General features: G+C 62.1%; 13 protein-coding genes and 2 pseudogenes. 8 read left to right on the top strand and 7 right to left on the bottom strand.

Annotated elements, in window-relative coordinates; translation table 11 throughout:
- Positions 1–71: 71 nt before the first annotated feature.
- Positions 72–1,070, bottom strand: a pseudogene (ilvA, locus tag CXQ82_RS12970) (threonine ammonia-lyase, biosynthetic); the annotation flags it as partial.
- Positions 1,071–1,344: 274 nt separating this feature from the next.
- On the opposite strand from ilvA, the gene CXQ82_RS12965 reads away from it, so the two are divergent.
- Together CXQ82_RS12965 and map are read left to right on the top strand one after the other, a co-directional pair.
- On the top strand, positions 1,345–1,545 hold the full coding sequence (locus CXQ82_RS12965) for a ParD-like family protein (RefSeq protein ID WP_025855286.1): 201 nt from the start codon (positions 1,345–1,347) through the stop codon (positions 1,543–1,545).
- Positions 1,545–2,294 (top strand): type I methionyl aminopeptidase, encoded by a 750-nt coding sequence (gene map, locus CXQ82_RS12960; RefSeq protein WP_101269489.1) that lies wholly within the window; start codon positions 1,545–1,547, stop codon positions 2,292–2,294. Before CXQ82_RS12965 ends, map begins: the two co-directional genes overlap by 1 nt.
- Before the next feature lie 121 nt (positions 2,295–2,415).
- Here the strand turns inward: map and CXQ82_RS12955 are convergent, their stop codons facing one another.
- The gene (locus CXQ82_RS12955; RefSeq protein WP_101269487.1) at positions 2,416–3,354 is read right to left on the bottom strand and encodes a magnesium transporter CorA family protein; all 939 of its coding nucleotides are present in this window, start codon (positions 3,352–3,354) and stop codon (positions 2,416–2,418) included.
- Positions 3,355–3,360: 6 nt separating this feature from the next.
- Positions 3,361–4,947 carry a RimK family protein gene (locus CXQ82_RS12950; RefSeq protein WP_101269485.1) on the bottom strand — a complete coding sequence of 529 codons (1,587 nt, stop codon included), beginning with the start codon at positions 4,945–4,947 and terminating at the stop codon, positions 3,361–3,363.
- A 94-nt stretch (positions 4,948–5,041) separates the two neighbouring features.
- On the opposite strand from CXQ82_RS12950, the pseudogene CXQ82_RS12945 reads away from it, so the two are divergent.
- Positions 5,042–5,485: pseudogene (locus tag CXQ82_RS12945) on the top strand (GNAT family N-acetyltransferase); the annotation flags it as partial.
- 193 nt (positions 5,486–5,678) lie between these two features.
- Here the strand turns inward: CXQ82_RS12945 and sfnG are convergent.
- A complete protein-coding gene (sfnG, locus tag CXQ82_RS12940) occupies positions 5,679–6,764 on the bottom strand; it encodes a dimethylsulfone monooxygenase SfnG (RefSeq protein ID WP_012723918.1) in 1,086 nt (361 codons plus the stop codon).
- Between the two features lie 268 nt (positions 6,765–7,032).
- Between sfnG and CXQ82_RS12935 the strand changes: the two genes are divergently transcribed.
- Entirely contained in the window at positions 7,033–8,271 is a 1,239-nt protein-coding gene (locus tag CXQ82_RS12935) for an acyl-CoA dehydrogenase family protein (RefSeq protein ID WP_101269481.1), read from the top strand.
- 65 nt (positions 8,272–8,336) lie between these two features.
- On the opposite strand, the gene CXQ82_RS12930 is transcribed toward CXQ82_RS12935, so the two are convergent.
- Positions 8,337–9,122, bottom strand: a complete 786-nt coding sequence (locus CXQ82_RS12930; protein ID WP_101269479.1) for a sulfite exporter TauE/SafE family protein — start codon at positions 9,120–9,122, stop codon at positions 8,337–8,339.
- Between the two features lie 194 nt (positions 9,123–9,316).
- Between CXQ82_RS12930 and CXQ82_RS12925 the strand changes: the two genes are divergently transcribed.
- The 3 genes from CXQ82_RS12925 to CXQ82_RS12915 all read left to right on the top strand — a co-directional run bounded on the left by CXQ82_RS12925 (position 9,317) and on the right by CXQ82_RS12915 (position 11,087).
- Positions 9,317–9,838, top strand: coding sequence for a DUF3455 domain-containing protein (locus tag CXQ82_RS12925; RefSeq protein ID WP_101269476.1), 522 nt, complete (start codon positions 9,317–9,319; stop codon positions 9,836–9,838).
- A 71-nt stretch (positions 9,839–9,909) separates the two neighbouring features.
- On the top strand, positions 9,910–10,425 hold the full coding sequence (locus CXQ82_RS12920) for a sigma-70 family RNA polymerase sigma factor (protein WP_101269474.1): 516 nt from the start codon (positions 9,910–9,912) through the stop codon (positions 10,423–10,425).
- Complete coding sequence (locus tag CXQ82_RS12915; protein WP_101269472.1) at positions 10,422–11,087, top strand: anti-sigma factor domain-containing protein; 666 nt, start codon at positions 10,422–10,424, stop codon at positions 11,085–11,087. The genes CXQ82_RS12920 and CXQ82_RS12915 overlap by 4 nt, the downstream gene beginning before the upstream one ends.
- On the opposite strand, the gene CXQ82_RS12910 is transcribed toward CXQ82_RS12915, so the two are convergent.
- Both CXQ82_RS12910 and CXQ82_RS12905 read right to left on the bottom strand, forming a co-directional pair.
- Complete coding sequence (locus CXQ82_RS12910; protein WP_101269469.1) at positions 11,088–12,389, bottom strand: ATP-binding protein; 1,302 nt, start codon at positions 12,387–12,389, stop codon at positions 11,088–11,090. It lies immediately after the preceding gene.
- A 3-nt stretch (positions 12,390–12,392) separates the two neighbouring features.
- Complete coding sequence (locus tag CXQ82_RS12905; RefSeq protein WP_101269467.1) at positions 12,393–13,094, bottom strand: response regulator transcription factor; 702 nt, start codon at positions 13,092–13,094, stop codon at positions 12,393–12,395.
- 202 nt (positions 13,095–13,296) lie between these two features.
- Here CXQ82_RS12905 and CXQ82_RS12900 point away from each other — a divergent pair, with 202 nt between their 5' ends.
- Positions 13,297–14,421 (top strand): efflux RND transporter periplasmic adaptor subunit, encoded by a 1,125-nt coding sequence (locus CXQ82_RS12900; RefSeq protein WP_101269465.1) that lies wholly within the window; start codon positions 13,297–13,299, stop codon positions 14,419–14,421.
- Positions 14,422–14,427 lie beyond the last annotated feature (6 nt).

Below are 14,427 nucleotides of genomic sequence, written 5' to 3'. Positions count from 1 at the left end.
ATTTTCGGCGAATGGCGTCGATTAATCGTTTAACCCGGCAGCTGGTATCAAACAGCGCCCTGCGCAGCGACTCTTTCGGCAACATGTCGCAAACTATCAAAGTTGATATTGGCACCCGAATTCACCGCCACCAGGGTCTGCCCCTGTACACCTCGGCCAGCTACATACTTGCGGATGCCCGCCACCGCCAGCGCACCGGAAGGCTCGGTGATCGAACGCGTATCGTCGTAGATCAGCTTGATGGCGCTGCACAGCTCGTCGTTGCTCACCGTGATCACTTCATCCACCCACTCCCGGCAGATCTCAAAGCCATAGGCGCCGATCTGCGCCACCGCCGTGCCATCGGCAAAGCCGTCGACACTCGGCAGCACCACGCGCTCACCGGCACGCAGCGCGGCCAATAGGCAACTGGAGCCTTCGGGCTCGACGCCGATGATGCGTATTTCGGGCCGCAGGTATTTGACGTAGGCGGCGATCCCGGCGATCAGGCCGCCACCGCCCACCGGCACGAAGATCGCGTCCAGCGGGCCCTGCTGTTGGCGCAGGATTTCCATGGCCACGGTGCCTTGGCCGGCGATCACCTCCGGGTCATCGAAAGGCGACACGAAGGTACAGCCGGATGCTTCGGCCAACTGCAGCGCGTGGGCCAGGGCAAACGGAAAGCTCGCACCGTGCAACACCGCTTCGGCGCCGCGCGAACGCACGCCGAGTACTTTCAACTCCGGCGTGGTGCTGGGCATCACGATGCGCGCGGCAATCCCCAATTCCCGCGCGGCCAGTGCCACGCCCTGGGCATGGTTGCCGGCGGAGGCCGTCACCACGCCGCGGCTTTTCTGCTCATCCGACAGTTGCACCAGCTTGTTGTAGGCGCCGCGGATCTTGAAGGAAAAGGTCGGTTGCAGGTCTTCACGCTTGAGCAACACCTGGTTACCTAGTAACGCCGACAACGCCGGGGCGGCTTGCAGGGGCGTGCGCACCGCCAGGTCGTAGACCGGCGCGGCGAGGATCTTTTTCACATAGTGTTCAAGTAAACCGGTGTCAGCGGTATCAGCAACGGGGTGGGCGTTCATCGGTGTCTCCTGGCTTTTTTGTACAGGGCCCTGGAGACGGAAAAACAAAACCCGCCTCTAAGGCGGGTTTGGGTGCAGCCGTGTGCTATCCCGCCAAATGAGGAATGGCGGTAATAATGCTTGGCTGGCTGCGGAAGGCTTGAAATGTCATGAGACGAAATTAACCGGCGGTTGCTGGGCAAGTCAATGGCCCAACGCCATTTAGCCGCTGGGGGTTTACGATGGATATACGAAACGTATACGCTTTGTATATCAACCCAGCACAGTGAACCCCATGGGCATCGTCAAGATTACCGACCAACTGCACGAACAACTCCGCCTGGCCAGTGCCGCCATGGATCGCTCCATCAACGCCCAGGCCGAGTTCTGGATCAAGATCGGCCTGCTTGCCGAATTGAACCCCAACCTGCCCTACAACGAGCTGATCAACAAACTGCTGCTCGACAAACCCGACCTGATCCGGGGGCGCAGTTGATGATCAAGACCGCCGCCCAACTGGCTGTAATGCGTGAATCCGGGCGCCTGCTGGCCCAAGTGTTCAGCATGCTCGACGGCTTTGTCGCCGCCGGCCGCTCCACCCTGGAGCTGGACAGCGCCGTCGAAGCGTTTATCCGCAATGACTTGAAGGCCCGCCCCGCCAGCCTCGGGCAATACGACTACCCGTTCAGCATCAACACGTCGATCAACGAAGTGGTGTGCCATGGCATGCCCAGCGCCAAGGACGTATTGAAGGACGGCGACATCATCAACATCGACATCACCCTGGAAAAAGGCGGCTACATCGCCGACTCCAGCAAGATGTACATGATCGGCACCGTCGCGCCCAAGGCCCGGCGCCTGGTGGAAATGACCTTTGAAGCCATGTGGGCCGGCATCCGCCAGGTCAAGCCCGGCGCGCGCCTGGGGGACATCGGCCACGCCATCCAGAGCCACGCGCAGGCCAACGGCTACAGCGTGGTGCGTGACTACTGCGGCCATGGCATCGGCAAACAGATGCATGAGGAACCGCAGGTGCTGCACTTCGGCCGCCCCGGCACCGGCCTGGAACTGCGTGAAGGCATGGTGTTTACCATCGAGCCGATGCTCAATCAGGGCGGCGCCAAGGTGCGCAGCCTCAAGGATGGCTGGACGGTGGTGACCAAGGACAACAGCCTGTCGGCACAGTGGGAACATACCGTGGCGGTGACGGCGGATGGGTTTGAAGTGCTGACGTTGCAAGCTTGACTCAGTGCTCTGTGGGAGGGGGCTTGCCCCCGAAAGCGGTGAGTCAGTTACAGATAAGCTGACTGACACCCCGCCTTCGGGGGCAAGCCCCCTCCCACATTGGATCGGCTCAGGCCCGGTGTCACACGACGTTGGCACCGCCGGCTATTCGCTTGAGCCCCAACACCATCAAACCCGCCCCCGCCCCCATCGCCAGCAGAAACAACGGGTACGACACCCACCACGGCGTACCCGCCGTCATCATGCTGAACTCCGACATGCCGCCAATGCTGGCAATCAGGTTGAGCGGCAGGAACACCACGTTGATCAACGTGAGTTTGCGCAGCAGGTTGTTCATGCTGTTATTCATCAGGTTGCCGCGCGCGTCGATCAGCCCGGAGAACACGTTGGAATAGATCTCGGCCTGTTTGTAGCACTGGTGGTTCTCGATGATCAGGTCATCGATCAGGCCGAGGATCTCCACGCCGAACTGCTCCTTTTCGGCGTGGTTGCGCAGCCGCGACAGCACGGCGCCGTTGCTGTGCAGGGCGTTGATGTAATAGATCAGGCTTTCGCTGAGGCTGAACATCTGCATCAGGTGATGGTTGCTCATGGACGCATTGAACTGTTGCTGCAACTCCCGCGCGACCAGCTTGATCACCTTGAGGTGGCCCAGGTAGTGGTGGATGTTATTGAGCAGCAGGTCGAGCAGCACATCCAGCGGAGTGTGCAGTGGCCGGCGCTGACCGAGGCCGGTCAGCGGGGTTTCATCGGTGGCGATCACCAACAGGCGCCCGGGTGAAAACAGCAGGCCGCAGGACGACACCTCGAACACCAGGTTGCCGCCGCCGGAATAGTTCTCCGGGCGCTTCCAGATCAGGAACAGGTTGTCGGGGTGGAATTCGATACGCGAGACTTCATCCGGGTCGAGCGCCGAGGCCAGCGCGTGTTCATCCAGCTTGTGGTGGTCGCGCAGCCACTCACGTTCGGCCAGGTCGGGGTTGTTGAACAGCATGATCGGGGCATCCAGATTGCCGCCATTGCGCAGTTTCCCATCGATCAGTTCAAAGCGCTGGATCATCGCGGCTCACCAGACCTGGCCTTGGCGCTTCAATTCCAGGCGCCGTACAAACTCCTCCAGCACCAGGCCATACAGGTCGTCCTGCAAGTAGGCATCTTCGATGCCCGCATCCAGGTTCGGGTTGTCGTTGACCTCGATCACCACCACCTTGTCACCACTTTGCTTGAGGTCCACGCCATACAGGCCGTCGCCGATCAGGTTGGCGGTCTTCACCGCCAATTCCACCACCGCCTTGGGCGCCTCATGCACCGCCAGCGTGCGGCACTCGCCGTTAATGGCCTGGCCGATGGCCTTGTGGTTGTAGATCTGCCAATGGCCCTTGGACATGAAGTATTGGCAGGCAAAGATCGGCTTGCGGTTGAGCACGCCGATGCGCCAGTCGTACTCGGTGTAGAAGAATTCCTGGGCCAGCAACAGCACCGAATGCTCGAACAGTTCGGCGGTGGCCTTGAGCAATGCCGCCTGGCTTTCGACCTTGATCACGCCCCGGGAGAAACACCCATCGGGGATCTTCAGCACCAACGGGAAGCCCAGACGCTCGCCGACCCGTTCGAAATCCTGCGGTCGCTCCTTGTAGAGGATTTCGGTGGCGGGCATGCCCAGTTGGTGACTTTTAAGCAAGTCGGTGAGGTAGACCTTGTTGGTGCAGCGCAGGATCGACGCCGGGTCGTCCATCACCACCAGGCCTTCGCTCTCGGCTTTCTTGGCGAAGCGGTAGGTATGGTTGTCGACGCTTGTAGTCTCGCGGATCAGCAAGGCGTCGTATTCGGCCAGGCGCGCGTAGTCCTTGCGCTCGATCAGCTCCACATCGATGCCCAGGCCCTTGCCCACCCGGATGAAATTTTCCAGGGCGCGGGGGTTGGACGGCGGCAGTTGCTCAGAGGGGTCATGCAAAATCTCCAGGTCGTAGCGGGCCAGGCGGCGTGAGCGTGGCTGGCGCCAGATCTTGCGGCTGAAGTTATCCAGGGCGTGGGCGAATTGATCTTCCTGGTCGTCACGCAACTTCTGCAACACGCCGGCCTTGACCCCTTCGATATGCCAGCCGTTATTCTTTCTAAACTCAACTAACAGGATCGGGCAGGCGAAGGTTTCAAACAACTGACGGGCCAAATCCTGCAACGGTTCAATATTGGTTCGACCAAAATACAGGGTCAGGGTAAAGCCTTCGGTATTACTGTAAAGATGGTGACTCAAGGCTTTATCGAGGGTTTTGTCGAGGTTATCCAGGGCCAGGCCATACAGCGACTTCCGGGTTAACTCGCTGATGGTGCGCACCGAGGGAATCACCTTGTGCCCGCGCGCTTCGGCCAGTAACGAACAGTAGTAGCCGTGCCCCAGGTACTTGTAGCTGCGGCACAGGTTGATCACCTGCACGCGCTTGCCAGACTCGTTCTGGCGGCTCTGCTCGAGGTATTCCTGGGCGGTGAGGATGTCTTCGCTGGGAAAGTAGGAGGCCCAATCTTCCTTGCGTTCAACAATGATCAACACTTGACTGGCGCCTTTGGGCGGCGTTGAAAAATAACTGCGGTCAGTTATTGTCGCCGCAAGAGTTTGCTCGGATACTTCACGCCAATGACCTTGTACCGCCGACATAATATTTGATCCGCTTTAGAGAACTCGACCTTTTCTATTAAGCACGATCATGTAGAGAAGTCCCGTTTCGTTACGCAACTTTTACGGCGGTTATATGGCTCTTTTCTTTCGCGTTGCATTACCCGACGACGTGCCGGCCTTATGCGCATTGGAGCAGCAATGTTTCAGCGGCGACCGCCTGTCCCGGCGCAGCTTCCATTGGATGATCCGCCGCGCCCACGGCCAACTGCTGGTGGCGCAAAGCGACGGGCAATTGCTCGGCTATGGGTTGGTGTTATTGCGCAAGGGCAACTCACTGGCGCGGTTATATTCCCTCGCCATCGCCGAGCACGCCCGAGGGCTGGGCGTGGGCACGCAGTTGCTGGCGCGCATCGAAACCTACGCGGCGGAGCACGCCTGCAGCCACTTGCGCCTGGAAGTGCGCACCGACAACCCCGCTGCGCTCAGCCTGTATGAACGCAACGGCTACCGGCGCTTTGCCAGGGTCGATGATTACTACGAAGACCACACCTCCGCGCTGCGGCTGGAGAAAGCCCTCTGTGGCTAGCGAGGCTTTTTGTGGTTGTGGCTAGTGGGCTTATGTGGCGAGCGGGCTTGCCCGCGTTGGAGTGCGCAGCGCTCCCAGGATTTTGGGGCCGCTGCGCAGCCCAACGCGGGCAAGCCCGCTCGCCACAACAAGCCCACTAGCACAACAAGCCCACTAGCCACAACCACAAGAGCCCGCCGGCCCCTCACGCCACCTGCTTGATCCCTGCCTTGGCCTCCAGCTCGCGCACCAGCGGCAACACACGTTTGCCGAAGTATTCGACTTCTTCCTGGAAGTGCAGGAAGCCCGCCAGCACCAGGTCCACGCCCACGGCCTTGAGTGCGACGATGCGCTCGGCGATCTGCTGCGGGGTGCCGATCAGGTTGGTTTTGAAGCCGTCGTTGTACTGCACCAGGTCTTCAAAGCTGGACTTGGCCCAGTTGCCCTCGCCTTCGGGGGAGGCCTTGCCGGCCTGTTTAGCGGCGTCGCCAAACGCGTTCACCGCTTCCGGGTCGGCCTTGTCGATGATTTCTGCCAGCACCGCACGGGCTTCTTCTTCGGTGTCGCGGGCGATCACAAAAGCGTTGACGCCGACTTTGACCGAGTGGTTATTCGCCGCGGCCTTGGCGCGAATGTCATCGACCTGGGCCTTGATGCCTTCGGGCGTGTTGCCGTTGGTGAAGTACCAGTCCGACACGCGCGCGGCCATGTCGCGTGCGGCGCGTGAGCTGCCGCCCTGGAAGACTTCTGGCTGCCCCAGCGGCTTGGGCTTGAGGGTGTAATTGTTGAAGCGATAGAAGTCACCTTTGAAGGTGAAGTCATCCTGAGTCCAGATGCCTTTGAGGGCACGGATAAATTCCTCGGAACGGCGATAACGCTCATCGTGTTCCAGCCAGTGTTCGCCGATGGCCTGGAATTCACCCTTGAACCAGCCACTGACGATATTCACCGCGATGCGGCCATTGGTGAGCTGGTCGATGGTCGCCAATTGCTTGGCCGCCAACGCCGGCTGCCACGGGCCGGGCAGGATCGCGGCGATCACTTTGAGGGTGGTGGTCGCGGCCAGCAGCGCATGGCTGAACGCCACGGACTCATGCTGGTTCTCGGCGCCGTAGCCGGCGGTGAAACGGATTTGCGTCAGGCCGTATTCGAAGCCGGCAGCTTCGGCCAGTTGCGCCAGTTTGCGGTTGTAGTCGATGCCCCAATGGGTGCGCTGCTCGATCTTGCTGACCACCAGCCCACCGCTGACGTTGGGCACCCAATAGGCAAATTTCACGGCTTGCTGACTCATCGAACGGTACCTCGTACAAAAGGGATGTACCGAGGGGTTGAGCAGCAAGCGTGCCAGCCCCGGGCAAACGCCCAGCCCAGCGGCGCCGCAGCGGAAAAACCCGGCAGGGCTGGGGTAAATTGGCCTGTTGAGGATTGCGCCGATTTGTCGGTTCACTGTTGCTGGCGCAACAGCAAGTACGCCCAACCCCCTGTAAACATTGGCCCTGACACCCGGCACGGACTGTGCAATTGCCTTTTGCATTGACCACTGCCCCGGAGCCATCCCCATGACCGAACACCATGTCATCAACCCACTGTCCATCGGCGTCGACTACCCCACCTTGGCCGCGCGTTTCCGCCCGATTTTCCAGCGCATCGCCGCGGGTGCCGTAGAGCGTGAACATAACCGCACCCTGCCCCACGCGCCGATCCAGTGGCTCAAGGAAGCCGGCTTCGGCGCGGTGCGGGTGCCGGTGGAATATGGCGGCGGCGGCGCGTCCCTGCCGCAGCTGTTCGAATTGCTGATCGAACTGGCCGAAGCCGATTCCAACGTGCCCCAGGCCCTGCGCGGGCACTTCGCGTTTGCCGAGGACCGCCTGAACGCGCCACCAAGCGCTGGCCGCGACCTGTGGTTCAAACGCTTTGTAGACGGCGATATCGTCGGCTGTGCCTGGACCGAAATCGGCAATGTGGCCATCGGCGACGTGGTCACCCAGGTCAGCCCGAACGGCGACAACTGGGCACTCAATGGCGAAAAGTTCTACAGCACCGGCAGCATTTTCGCCGACTGGATCGACGTGTACGCCCAGCGCAGCGACACCGGTGGCGATGTGATCGCTGCCACCCGCGCGCGCCAGCCCGGCGTGGTGCACAGTGATGACTGGGACGGTTTCGGCCAGCGCACCACCGGCAGCGGCACCTCGCGCTTTACCGATGCGGTGGTGGAGGCGGAAAACGTGATCGACTTCGCCACCCGCTTCAAATACCAGACGGCGTTCTACCAGTTGGTGCTGCTGGCCAGCCTGGCCGGTATCGGGCGTGCGGCGCTGCGCGATGTGGCCCATCAGGTGCGCAGTCGCAAGCGCATCTACAGCCATGGCAATGCGCCCCATGTCAGCCAGGACGCACAGGTGCAGCAGGTGGTGGGCGAAGTGGCGGCGCTGGTGTATGCCGCCGAAGCCAGCGCGCTGAAAGCCGCAGTGCCAGCACAGCGTGCGTACCTGGCGCGGTTTGCTGGGGATGACGCGGCCGAGCGCGAAGCCAATGTGGCGGCCGAGATTGAATCGGCGACGGCACAGGTGGTGGTGTCGGAGTTGATCCAGCGGGCTACCAGCGAATTGTTCAACGCGCTGGGGGCTTCGGATGTACGCCAGGGCAAGGCCCTGGACCGGCATTGGCGCAACGCGCGCACGGTGTCGTCGCACAACCCGGTGATCTACAAGGCGCGGATTGTGGGGGATTGGGTGATCAACGCGACCGAGCCGCCGTTTGTGTGGCAGATCGGTAACGGGCCGGCGAAAGGCTAGAGCCTATCACTGCTCAAAATGTGGGAGGGGGCTTGCCCCCTCCCACATTTAAATTGGGTACGGGCTTAGAACGCGAGTTTATAGCCGACGGCCATCAACATCACCGCCAGACACGGGCGCAATACGCCGTCCGGGATCTTGCCGGTCATGTGGCTGCCGATATAAATCCCCGGCAGCGAACCCATCAGCAAAAAGCCCAGCAGGTGCCAGTCCATATTGCCCATACCGGCGTGGCCCAAGCCCGCGACCAGCGTTAGAGGCACGGCATGGGCGATCTCGGTGCCCACCAGCCGGCGCGTGGCCAGGAACGGATACAGGATAAACAGCGCCACGGTACCGAGGGCGCCGGCGCCGATGGAGGTCAGCGCCACCATGGTGCCGAGGATCGCACCGGTGACAACGGTGAGCGCGTTGAGGTTGCGCGGGTGCATGTGGTAGCTATCGCCGGCATGGCGTTGAGCGAAGGCCAACAGGCTTTTCTTGAACAGAATCGCCAGGGCCGTCAGCAACAGTACGACACCGAGGGCTTGTTTGATCACCGCGTTCATCACGCTGGGGTCAGTGTGCAAGGTGGCCAGGAACCACAAGGTCAGCAGCACCGCGGGCACGCTACCGAGGGTGAGCCAGCCGGTGATGGTCCAGTCGATGTTCTTGTTCTTGCTGTGTACCAGCACCCCACCGGACTTGGTGATGGCCGCGTACAGCAGGTCGGTGCCCACCGCCGTGGCCGGGTTGATGCCAAACCACAACAGGATGGGGGTCATCAACGAACCACCGCCCACCCCGGTCATGCCCACGATAAAACCAACGATCAGGCCTGCAATCACGAAACCAAAATTACCCACTTCCATTGACGCTACCTGCGGCCTTATAAATTTCTGGCCGCAGGATAGCGATTTTTCTTATAACGACTTATATCAATATGATCTGACTTTAGATCTTTTTTTACTAAATCAATTTTTTTTGCCAACCACTGCATCCAATTGCGATGCCCATGGGTAGTACCTGCAGCAACCCTGCTGTTTCATCTAATGGAGAAACACCCATGAACGCTAAAGCCCTGCTCTGCTTCACCGGTTTGCTCATTGCCAGCCCCGCCGCCTTCGCCCAGGCCGGTTTGCCCGACAGCATCAAGGTGCCGGACGGCCATAAAGTCGCGATGGAAACCACAGGCGTCGGCGAAATCACCTACGAGTGCCGTGACAAAGCCAACGCCGCCGGCCAGACCGAATGGACCTTCATCGGCCCCAAGGCCGTGCTGAACGACCGCAGCGGCAAACAGGTGGGCACCTATTTCGGCCCACCGGCCACCTGGCAGGCCAAGGACGGTTCGAAAATCACCGGCACCCAGCTGGCCGTAGCGCCGTCGAGCCCCGGTAACCTGCCGTATCAATTGGTCAAGGCCAACCCGGCCGAAGGCAAAGGCGCGATGAGCGGTGTGAGTTATATTCAGCGGGTTGCCCTCAAAGGCGGCGTGGCGCCGAGCAGCGCGTGCACCACGGCCAACAAGGGCGCGCAGGAAGTGGTGAAATACCAGGCCGACTACATTTTCTGGGCGGCCAACTGAGTAAACCCGGCTACGCTGCCCTGTGGCGAGCACGTGCGCTTGCCACAGGGTCCGGCCATTGAGGGAAGTGTGTGTTCGATTACGAAGCCTGTCTGCTGGCCTGTGCCCGTGGCGATCAACGCGCGTTGCGCCAACTGTATGAGCAGGACAGCAGCCACTTGCTCGGCGTCGCCTTGCGCATTGCGCGGGACAAGGCCCTGGCCGAAGACATCGTGCATGACGCGTTTATCAAGGTCTGGCGCGGCGCCGGCAGTTTCGACCCCAGCCGCGGCTCGGCGCGGGGCTGGGTGTACAGCGTCACCCGGCACCTGGCCCTCAATGCCGTGCGCAACCATTACCGCGAAGTGCCGCTGGGCGAGGAACACGAACAGCTTGCCGCCGCCGACACCGTTGAATTCACCGCGCGTTCCGGGCAGATCCACACCTGCCTGGGGCAACTCGACCCGGCCCGTCGCACGTGCATCCTGCATGCCTATGTCGACGGCTATTCCCATCAAGAAATCGCGCAGAAAACGGGCACCCCGCTGGGGACCGTCAAAGCCTGGATCAAACGTAGCCTCGCCGCGCTGCGGGAGTGCATGGCATGAGTAACCCACTGGACGAACTGGCCAGCGAATATGTGCTGGGCACCCTGCCCGCCGAGAGCCGCGCCGAGGTCGAACAACGCCTCCCGCACGACGCCGAGTTGCGCGCCGCCGTCGACGCCTGGGAACAGCGCCTGCTGCCCCTCACCGCCCTGGCCGAACCGGTGCCGCCGTCGGCGCAACTATGGCGACGCATCGAACGCCACATCGGCAGCGCGAGCACGCCCTGGTGGGATCTGCTCGCGGTATGGCGCGGCCTGGCCGCTGCCGGGCTGGCGGCGAGTGTGGTATTGGCCACGCTGCTGCTGACCCGCCTACCTGCCGAGCCGAGTTTTGTGGTGGTGCTGGTGGCCCCGCAAACCCAGGCGCCGGGTTGGGTGATCCAGGCCAGCAACAATCAGCAGATCCAGTTGATCCCCTTGGGCGTGATGGAAGTACCGGCAGACAAGGCCCTGCAATTCTGGACCAAGGGCGATGGCTGGCAAGGCCCGGTCTCCCTGGGCCTGGTCACGCCTGGGCAAACCCTCTCGGTGCCGCTGGACAAGCTGCCACCGCTGTCGCCGAACCAACTGTTCGAACTGACCCTGGAAGACCCGCGCGGCTCGCCGACCGGCAAGCCTACCGGGCCGATCCAGGCGATCGGCCGCGCGGTCAAGGTGCTCTGATCAGCCGGCGCTGGGCAGCCAAACGCGGAACCGCGCACCGCCGAGTGGCGAGGCCAAGGCCGTCAAGGTGCCGCCCTGGGCCTCCAGGGCGCGGCGGCTGATCGCCAGGCCCAGGCCGAAACCGCCGGTGGCGCGGTCGCGGCTACGGTCGAGGCGGTAGAAGGGTTCGAAAATGCGTTCGCGCTGGTCCAGCGGAATGCCGATGCCGTCGTCATCCACCCAGATTTCACAGCCCTTGGGGCATACCTTGACGCCGACCTGGATGCGCTTGTCGCAGTAACGCGTGGCGTTGCGCAGCAGGTTCTGCAAGGCGCGGGCGGTGAGACGCGGGTCGAGGCTGAAACGCTCCACGGCGCAATCGAGTGCCACATCGATGACGATCTCGGGGTTTTCCAGCTCGTCATCGACGCTGCCCAGCACGCTGTCGATAAATTCGTCGAGTACCACCTCGACGCGCTCCGGCAGTTGCGCCGGGTTTTGCAGGCGACTGTAGGAGAGCAACTCCAGCACCAACTCATCCAGCTCGCGAATATGCGCCACCAGGCTTTGCAGGCGTTCGCGGCTGGCCTGGGGCAAGTCTTCGGACAGCGCCAGCGCCAGGCCGAAGTCGAGGCGCGTGAGCGGCGTGCGCAGTTCGTGGGAGACCGCGTTGAGCAGGTCGCGCTGCTGGTTGAGCAGGTGTTCGATATCGCCGGCCATGGTGTCGAATACCGCCGCCAGGCTGCCAATATTCGAGCTGGGCGGGATGCGCGTGCGCTCGGCAAGGTTGCCCTTGCCCAATTGCGCGGCGGTGCTTTTGAGGCGTTCCAGGTCACGCCAATGCGGGCGCAACCACATCAGCAGACAGGCCAGCAGCGCGGCGCCGATCAGCACATTCATTGACCAGTACAACAGGTTCATATCGAGCGGGTCCGGCGGAATGGTCAGCTTGACCACGAACTGCTGGTTGATCGGCGAACTGACTTCCTCCATCCAGCCCCACTCCCCCAGGCGAATCACCGACTTGCCCTGCTCCAGCTGCAGCGCTTCTGCGGGGGTATAGCTGGCGTCCTGGCGCAGCAACAGCTGCACTTTCAGCGGCGCAAAGTCTTGCCCCAACTGCTCGGTAACCTGCGACCAACGCTCCACCGGCGCCCGCAGGTATTGCTTGACGATCAGCTTCTGCATGCCTCGGGATTGCTCGAGGTTGTAATCCAGGTAACGATGTTCGAACAGTTGGATCACCAGCTTGGGAATCAGGAAGATCGCCGCGCTGTAAGTGACGATGGTGATCAGGTAGAGGCGTAGCAGCACACGAAACATGGCTCAGCATTCCCACTCGGAACGGCTGAACAGGTAGCCCTTGCCCCACACGGTCTTGATCTTGCGCGCCTCACCGGCGTGGTCATCGAACTTGCGGCGCAGCTTGGAGATGGCCACGTCCACCGAGCGGTCGGTGCCGTTGAACTCGATGCCGCGCAGGCGCTGCAGGATCTGGTCGCGGCTGAGCACCTCGCCGGCATGCCGGGCCAACACCACCAACAGGTTGTATTCGCCGCTGGACAGTTCCACCGCTTGGCCGCGCCAGGTCACGGTGCGCTCCGACAGGTCGATGCACAGGTTGCCCATCAGGATCTGGTCGTTGGCCGCCTGCGGCTCGGACAAACTGCTACGGCGCAGCAAGGTGCGCACACGGGCCAGCAGCACGCGTGGCTCGCAGGGTTTGGTCACGTAGTCGTCGGCGCCCATTTCCAGGCCCAGCACCTGGTCATGGCTGTCGTCGCGGGCGGTCAGCATCAGGATCGGCAGGCCCGCCGAGTCGGCGCGCAGCAGACGGCACACTTGCAGGCCGTCGAGGCCAGGCAGCATCAGGTCGAGGATCACCAGGTCCGGCGGGTTGAGGCGCGCACGTTCACGTACATGGTCACCACGGCTGAGCACGCTGACGTGGTAGCCATTGCGTTCCAGGTAGCTGGCAATCAGCTCGGAGAGCGCGGCGTCGTCTTCCACCAGAAGGATGTTGGGCATGGAGGTGTTTCCAAAAAATACAGTGATGTGTCTTACACAAATCCCACATGGGATCTTCAGTGTTTGCAGGATTGTGCAAGGATATACGCCCGCGCCGCCCCGCGCGCCGCCCCTTACATTTCTTCACACACCACCTACACAGCTTCACAGCACCACGGCGCAGGTGACCTTAGGATGCGTCAGTCAATATTGGGATAAGAGCATGTCGAAGAAACTGTTGGCGCCGTTTTGCCTGTTGGCCCTCGCACTGGCACTGAGCGCGTGTGACAAGTCCGCAGCCGAGGCGCCGGAAATGCCCCTGGCCAAGGTGCGCATCGAAACCCTGCAAGCCAAACCCCTGTCCATCACCAGCGAACTGAGTGGGCGCATCGCCGCGCCGCGCATCGCCGAGGTCCGCGCCCGGGTGGCCGGCGTGGTGATGCAGCGCGTGTTCAAGGAAGGCCATGATGTGAAACAGGGCGACGTGTTGTTTCGCATTGACCCAGCGCCCTTCAAGGCCGACCTCGACAGCGCCCAGGCCAACCTCAGCAAGGCCGAGGCCAATGCGTTTCAGGCACGCCTGCAAGAGCAGCGCTACAGCCAACTGGTAGAAGGCAACGCCATCAGTGGCCAGGACTACGACAACGCGCGCGCCGCCGTGCGCCAGACCAACGCCGAAGTCGCCGCCAATAAAGCCGCCGTCGAACGCGCCAGGCTGAACCTGGGCTATGCCACCGTGACCGCGCCGATCGCCGGGCGCATCGGCCGTGCGCTGGTCACCGAAGGCGCACTGGTGGGCCAGAACGAAGCCACGCCGCTGGCGATCATCCAGCAGCTGGACCCGATCCACGCCGACCTCACCCAGTCCACCCGCGAGTTGAACGACCTGCGCCGCGCCTTCCGCGCCGGCAGCTTGAAGCAGGTCGGCCAGGACCAGGCCAAGGCCACGCTGATCCAGGACGACGGCAGCCTGTACCCGCTGCCGGGCAAATTGTTGTTCGCCGAAATCAGCGTGGACCCCGGCACCGGGCAGATCATCCTGCGCAGTGAATTCCCCAACCCGGACCTCGACCTGCTGCCTGGCAGCTTTGTGCGCGTACGCCTCGAGCAGGCCGTGGATAAACACGGCATCAGCGTGCCGCAACGCGCCATCACCCGTGACAGCGCGGGCATCCCGATGGTGCTGCTGTTGAATGACGAGCAGGTGGTGAGCCAGCAACCGGTGGAGCTGGGTGCGGTGATCGAGGATCGCTGGATCGTCAGCAGCGGCCTCAAGCCCGGTGACCGCATTGTGGTCGAAGGCCTGCAACACGCGCGCCCCGGCGAAAAAGTCCAAGTAGAGGAATAAACCCGC

It is taken from the genome of Pseudomonas sp. S09G 359 (assembly GCF_002843605.1).
Classification (GTDB): domain Bacteria; phylum Pseudomonadota; class Gammaproteobacteria; order Pseudomonadales; family Pseudomonadaceae; genus Aquipseudomonas.
Note: the sequence above shows the minus strand (reverse complement) of the source record. Positions and strands in the feature narration are given on the sequence as shown.

Excerpts from the sequence above, each read along its gene's own strand:
- CXQ82_RS12965 (WP_025855286.1), top strand. The coding sequence starts at position 1,345 with ATGGGCATCGTCAAGATTACCGACCAACTGCACGAACAACTCCGCCTG.
- map (WP_101269489.1), top strand. The coding sequence starts at position 1,545 with ATGATCAAGACCGCCGCCCAACTGGCTGTAATGCGTGAATCCGGGCGC.
- CXQ82_RS12955 (WP_101269487.1), bottom strand. The coding sequence starts at position 3,354 with ATGATCCAGCGCTTTGAACTGATCGATGGGAAACTGCGCAATGGCGGC.
- CXQ82_RS12950 (WP_101269485.1), bottom strand. The coding sequence starts at position 4,947 with ATGTCGGCGGTACAAGGTCATTGGCGTGAAGTATCCGAGCAAACTCTT.
- sfnG (WP_012723918.1), bottom strand. The coding sequence starts at position 6,764 with ATGAGTCAGCAAGCCGTGAAATTTGCCTATTGGGTGCCCAACGTCAGC.
- CXQ82_RS12935 (WP_101269481.1), top strand. The coding sequence starts at position 7,033 with ATGACCGAACACCATGTCATCAACCCACTGTCCATCGGCGTCGACTAC.
- CXQ82_RS12930 (WP_101269479.1), bottom strand. The coding sequence starts at position 9,122 with ATGGAAGTGGGTAATTTTGGTTTCGTGATTGCAGGCCTGATCGTTGGT.
- CXQ82_RS12925 (WP_101269476.1), top strand. The coding sequence starts at position 9,317 with ATGAACGCTAAAGCCCTGCTCTGCTTCACCGGTTTGCTCATTGCCAGC.
- CXQ82_RS12915 (WP_101269472.1), top strand. The coding sequence starts at position 10,422 with ATGAGTAACCCACTGGACGAACTGGCCAGCGAATATGTGCTGGGCACC.
- CXQ82_RS12910 (WP_101269469.1), bottom strand. The coding sequence starts at position 12,389 with ATGTTTCGTGTGCTGCTACGCCTCTACCTGATCACCATCGTCACTTAC.
- CXQ82_RS12905 (WP_101269467.1), bottom strand. The coding sequence starts at position 13,094 with ATGCCCAACATCCTTCTGGTGGAAGACGACGCCGCGCTCTCCGAGCTG.
- CXQ82_RS12900 (WP_101269465.1), top strand. The coding sequence starts at position 13,297 with ATGTCGAAGAAACTGTTGGCGCCGTTTTGCCTGTTGGCCCTCGCACTG.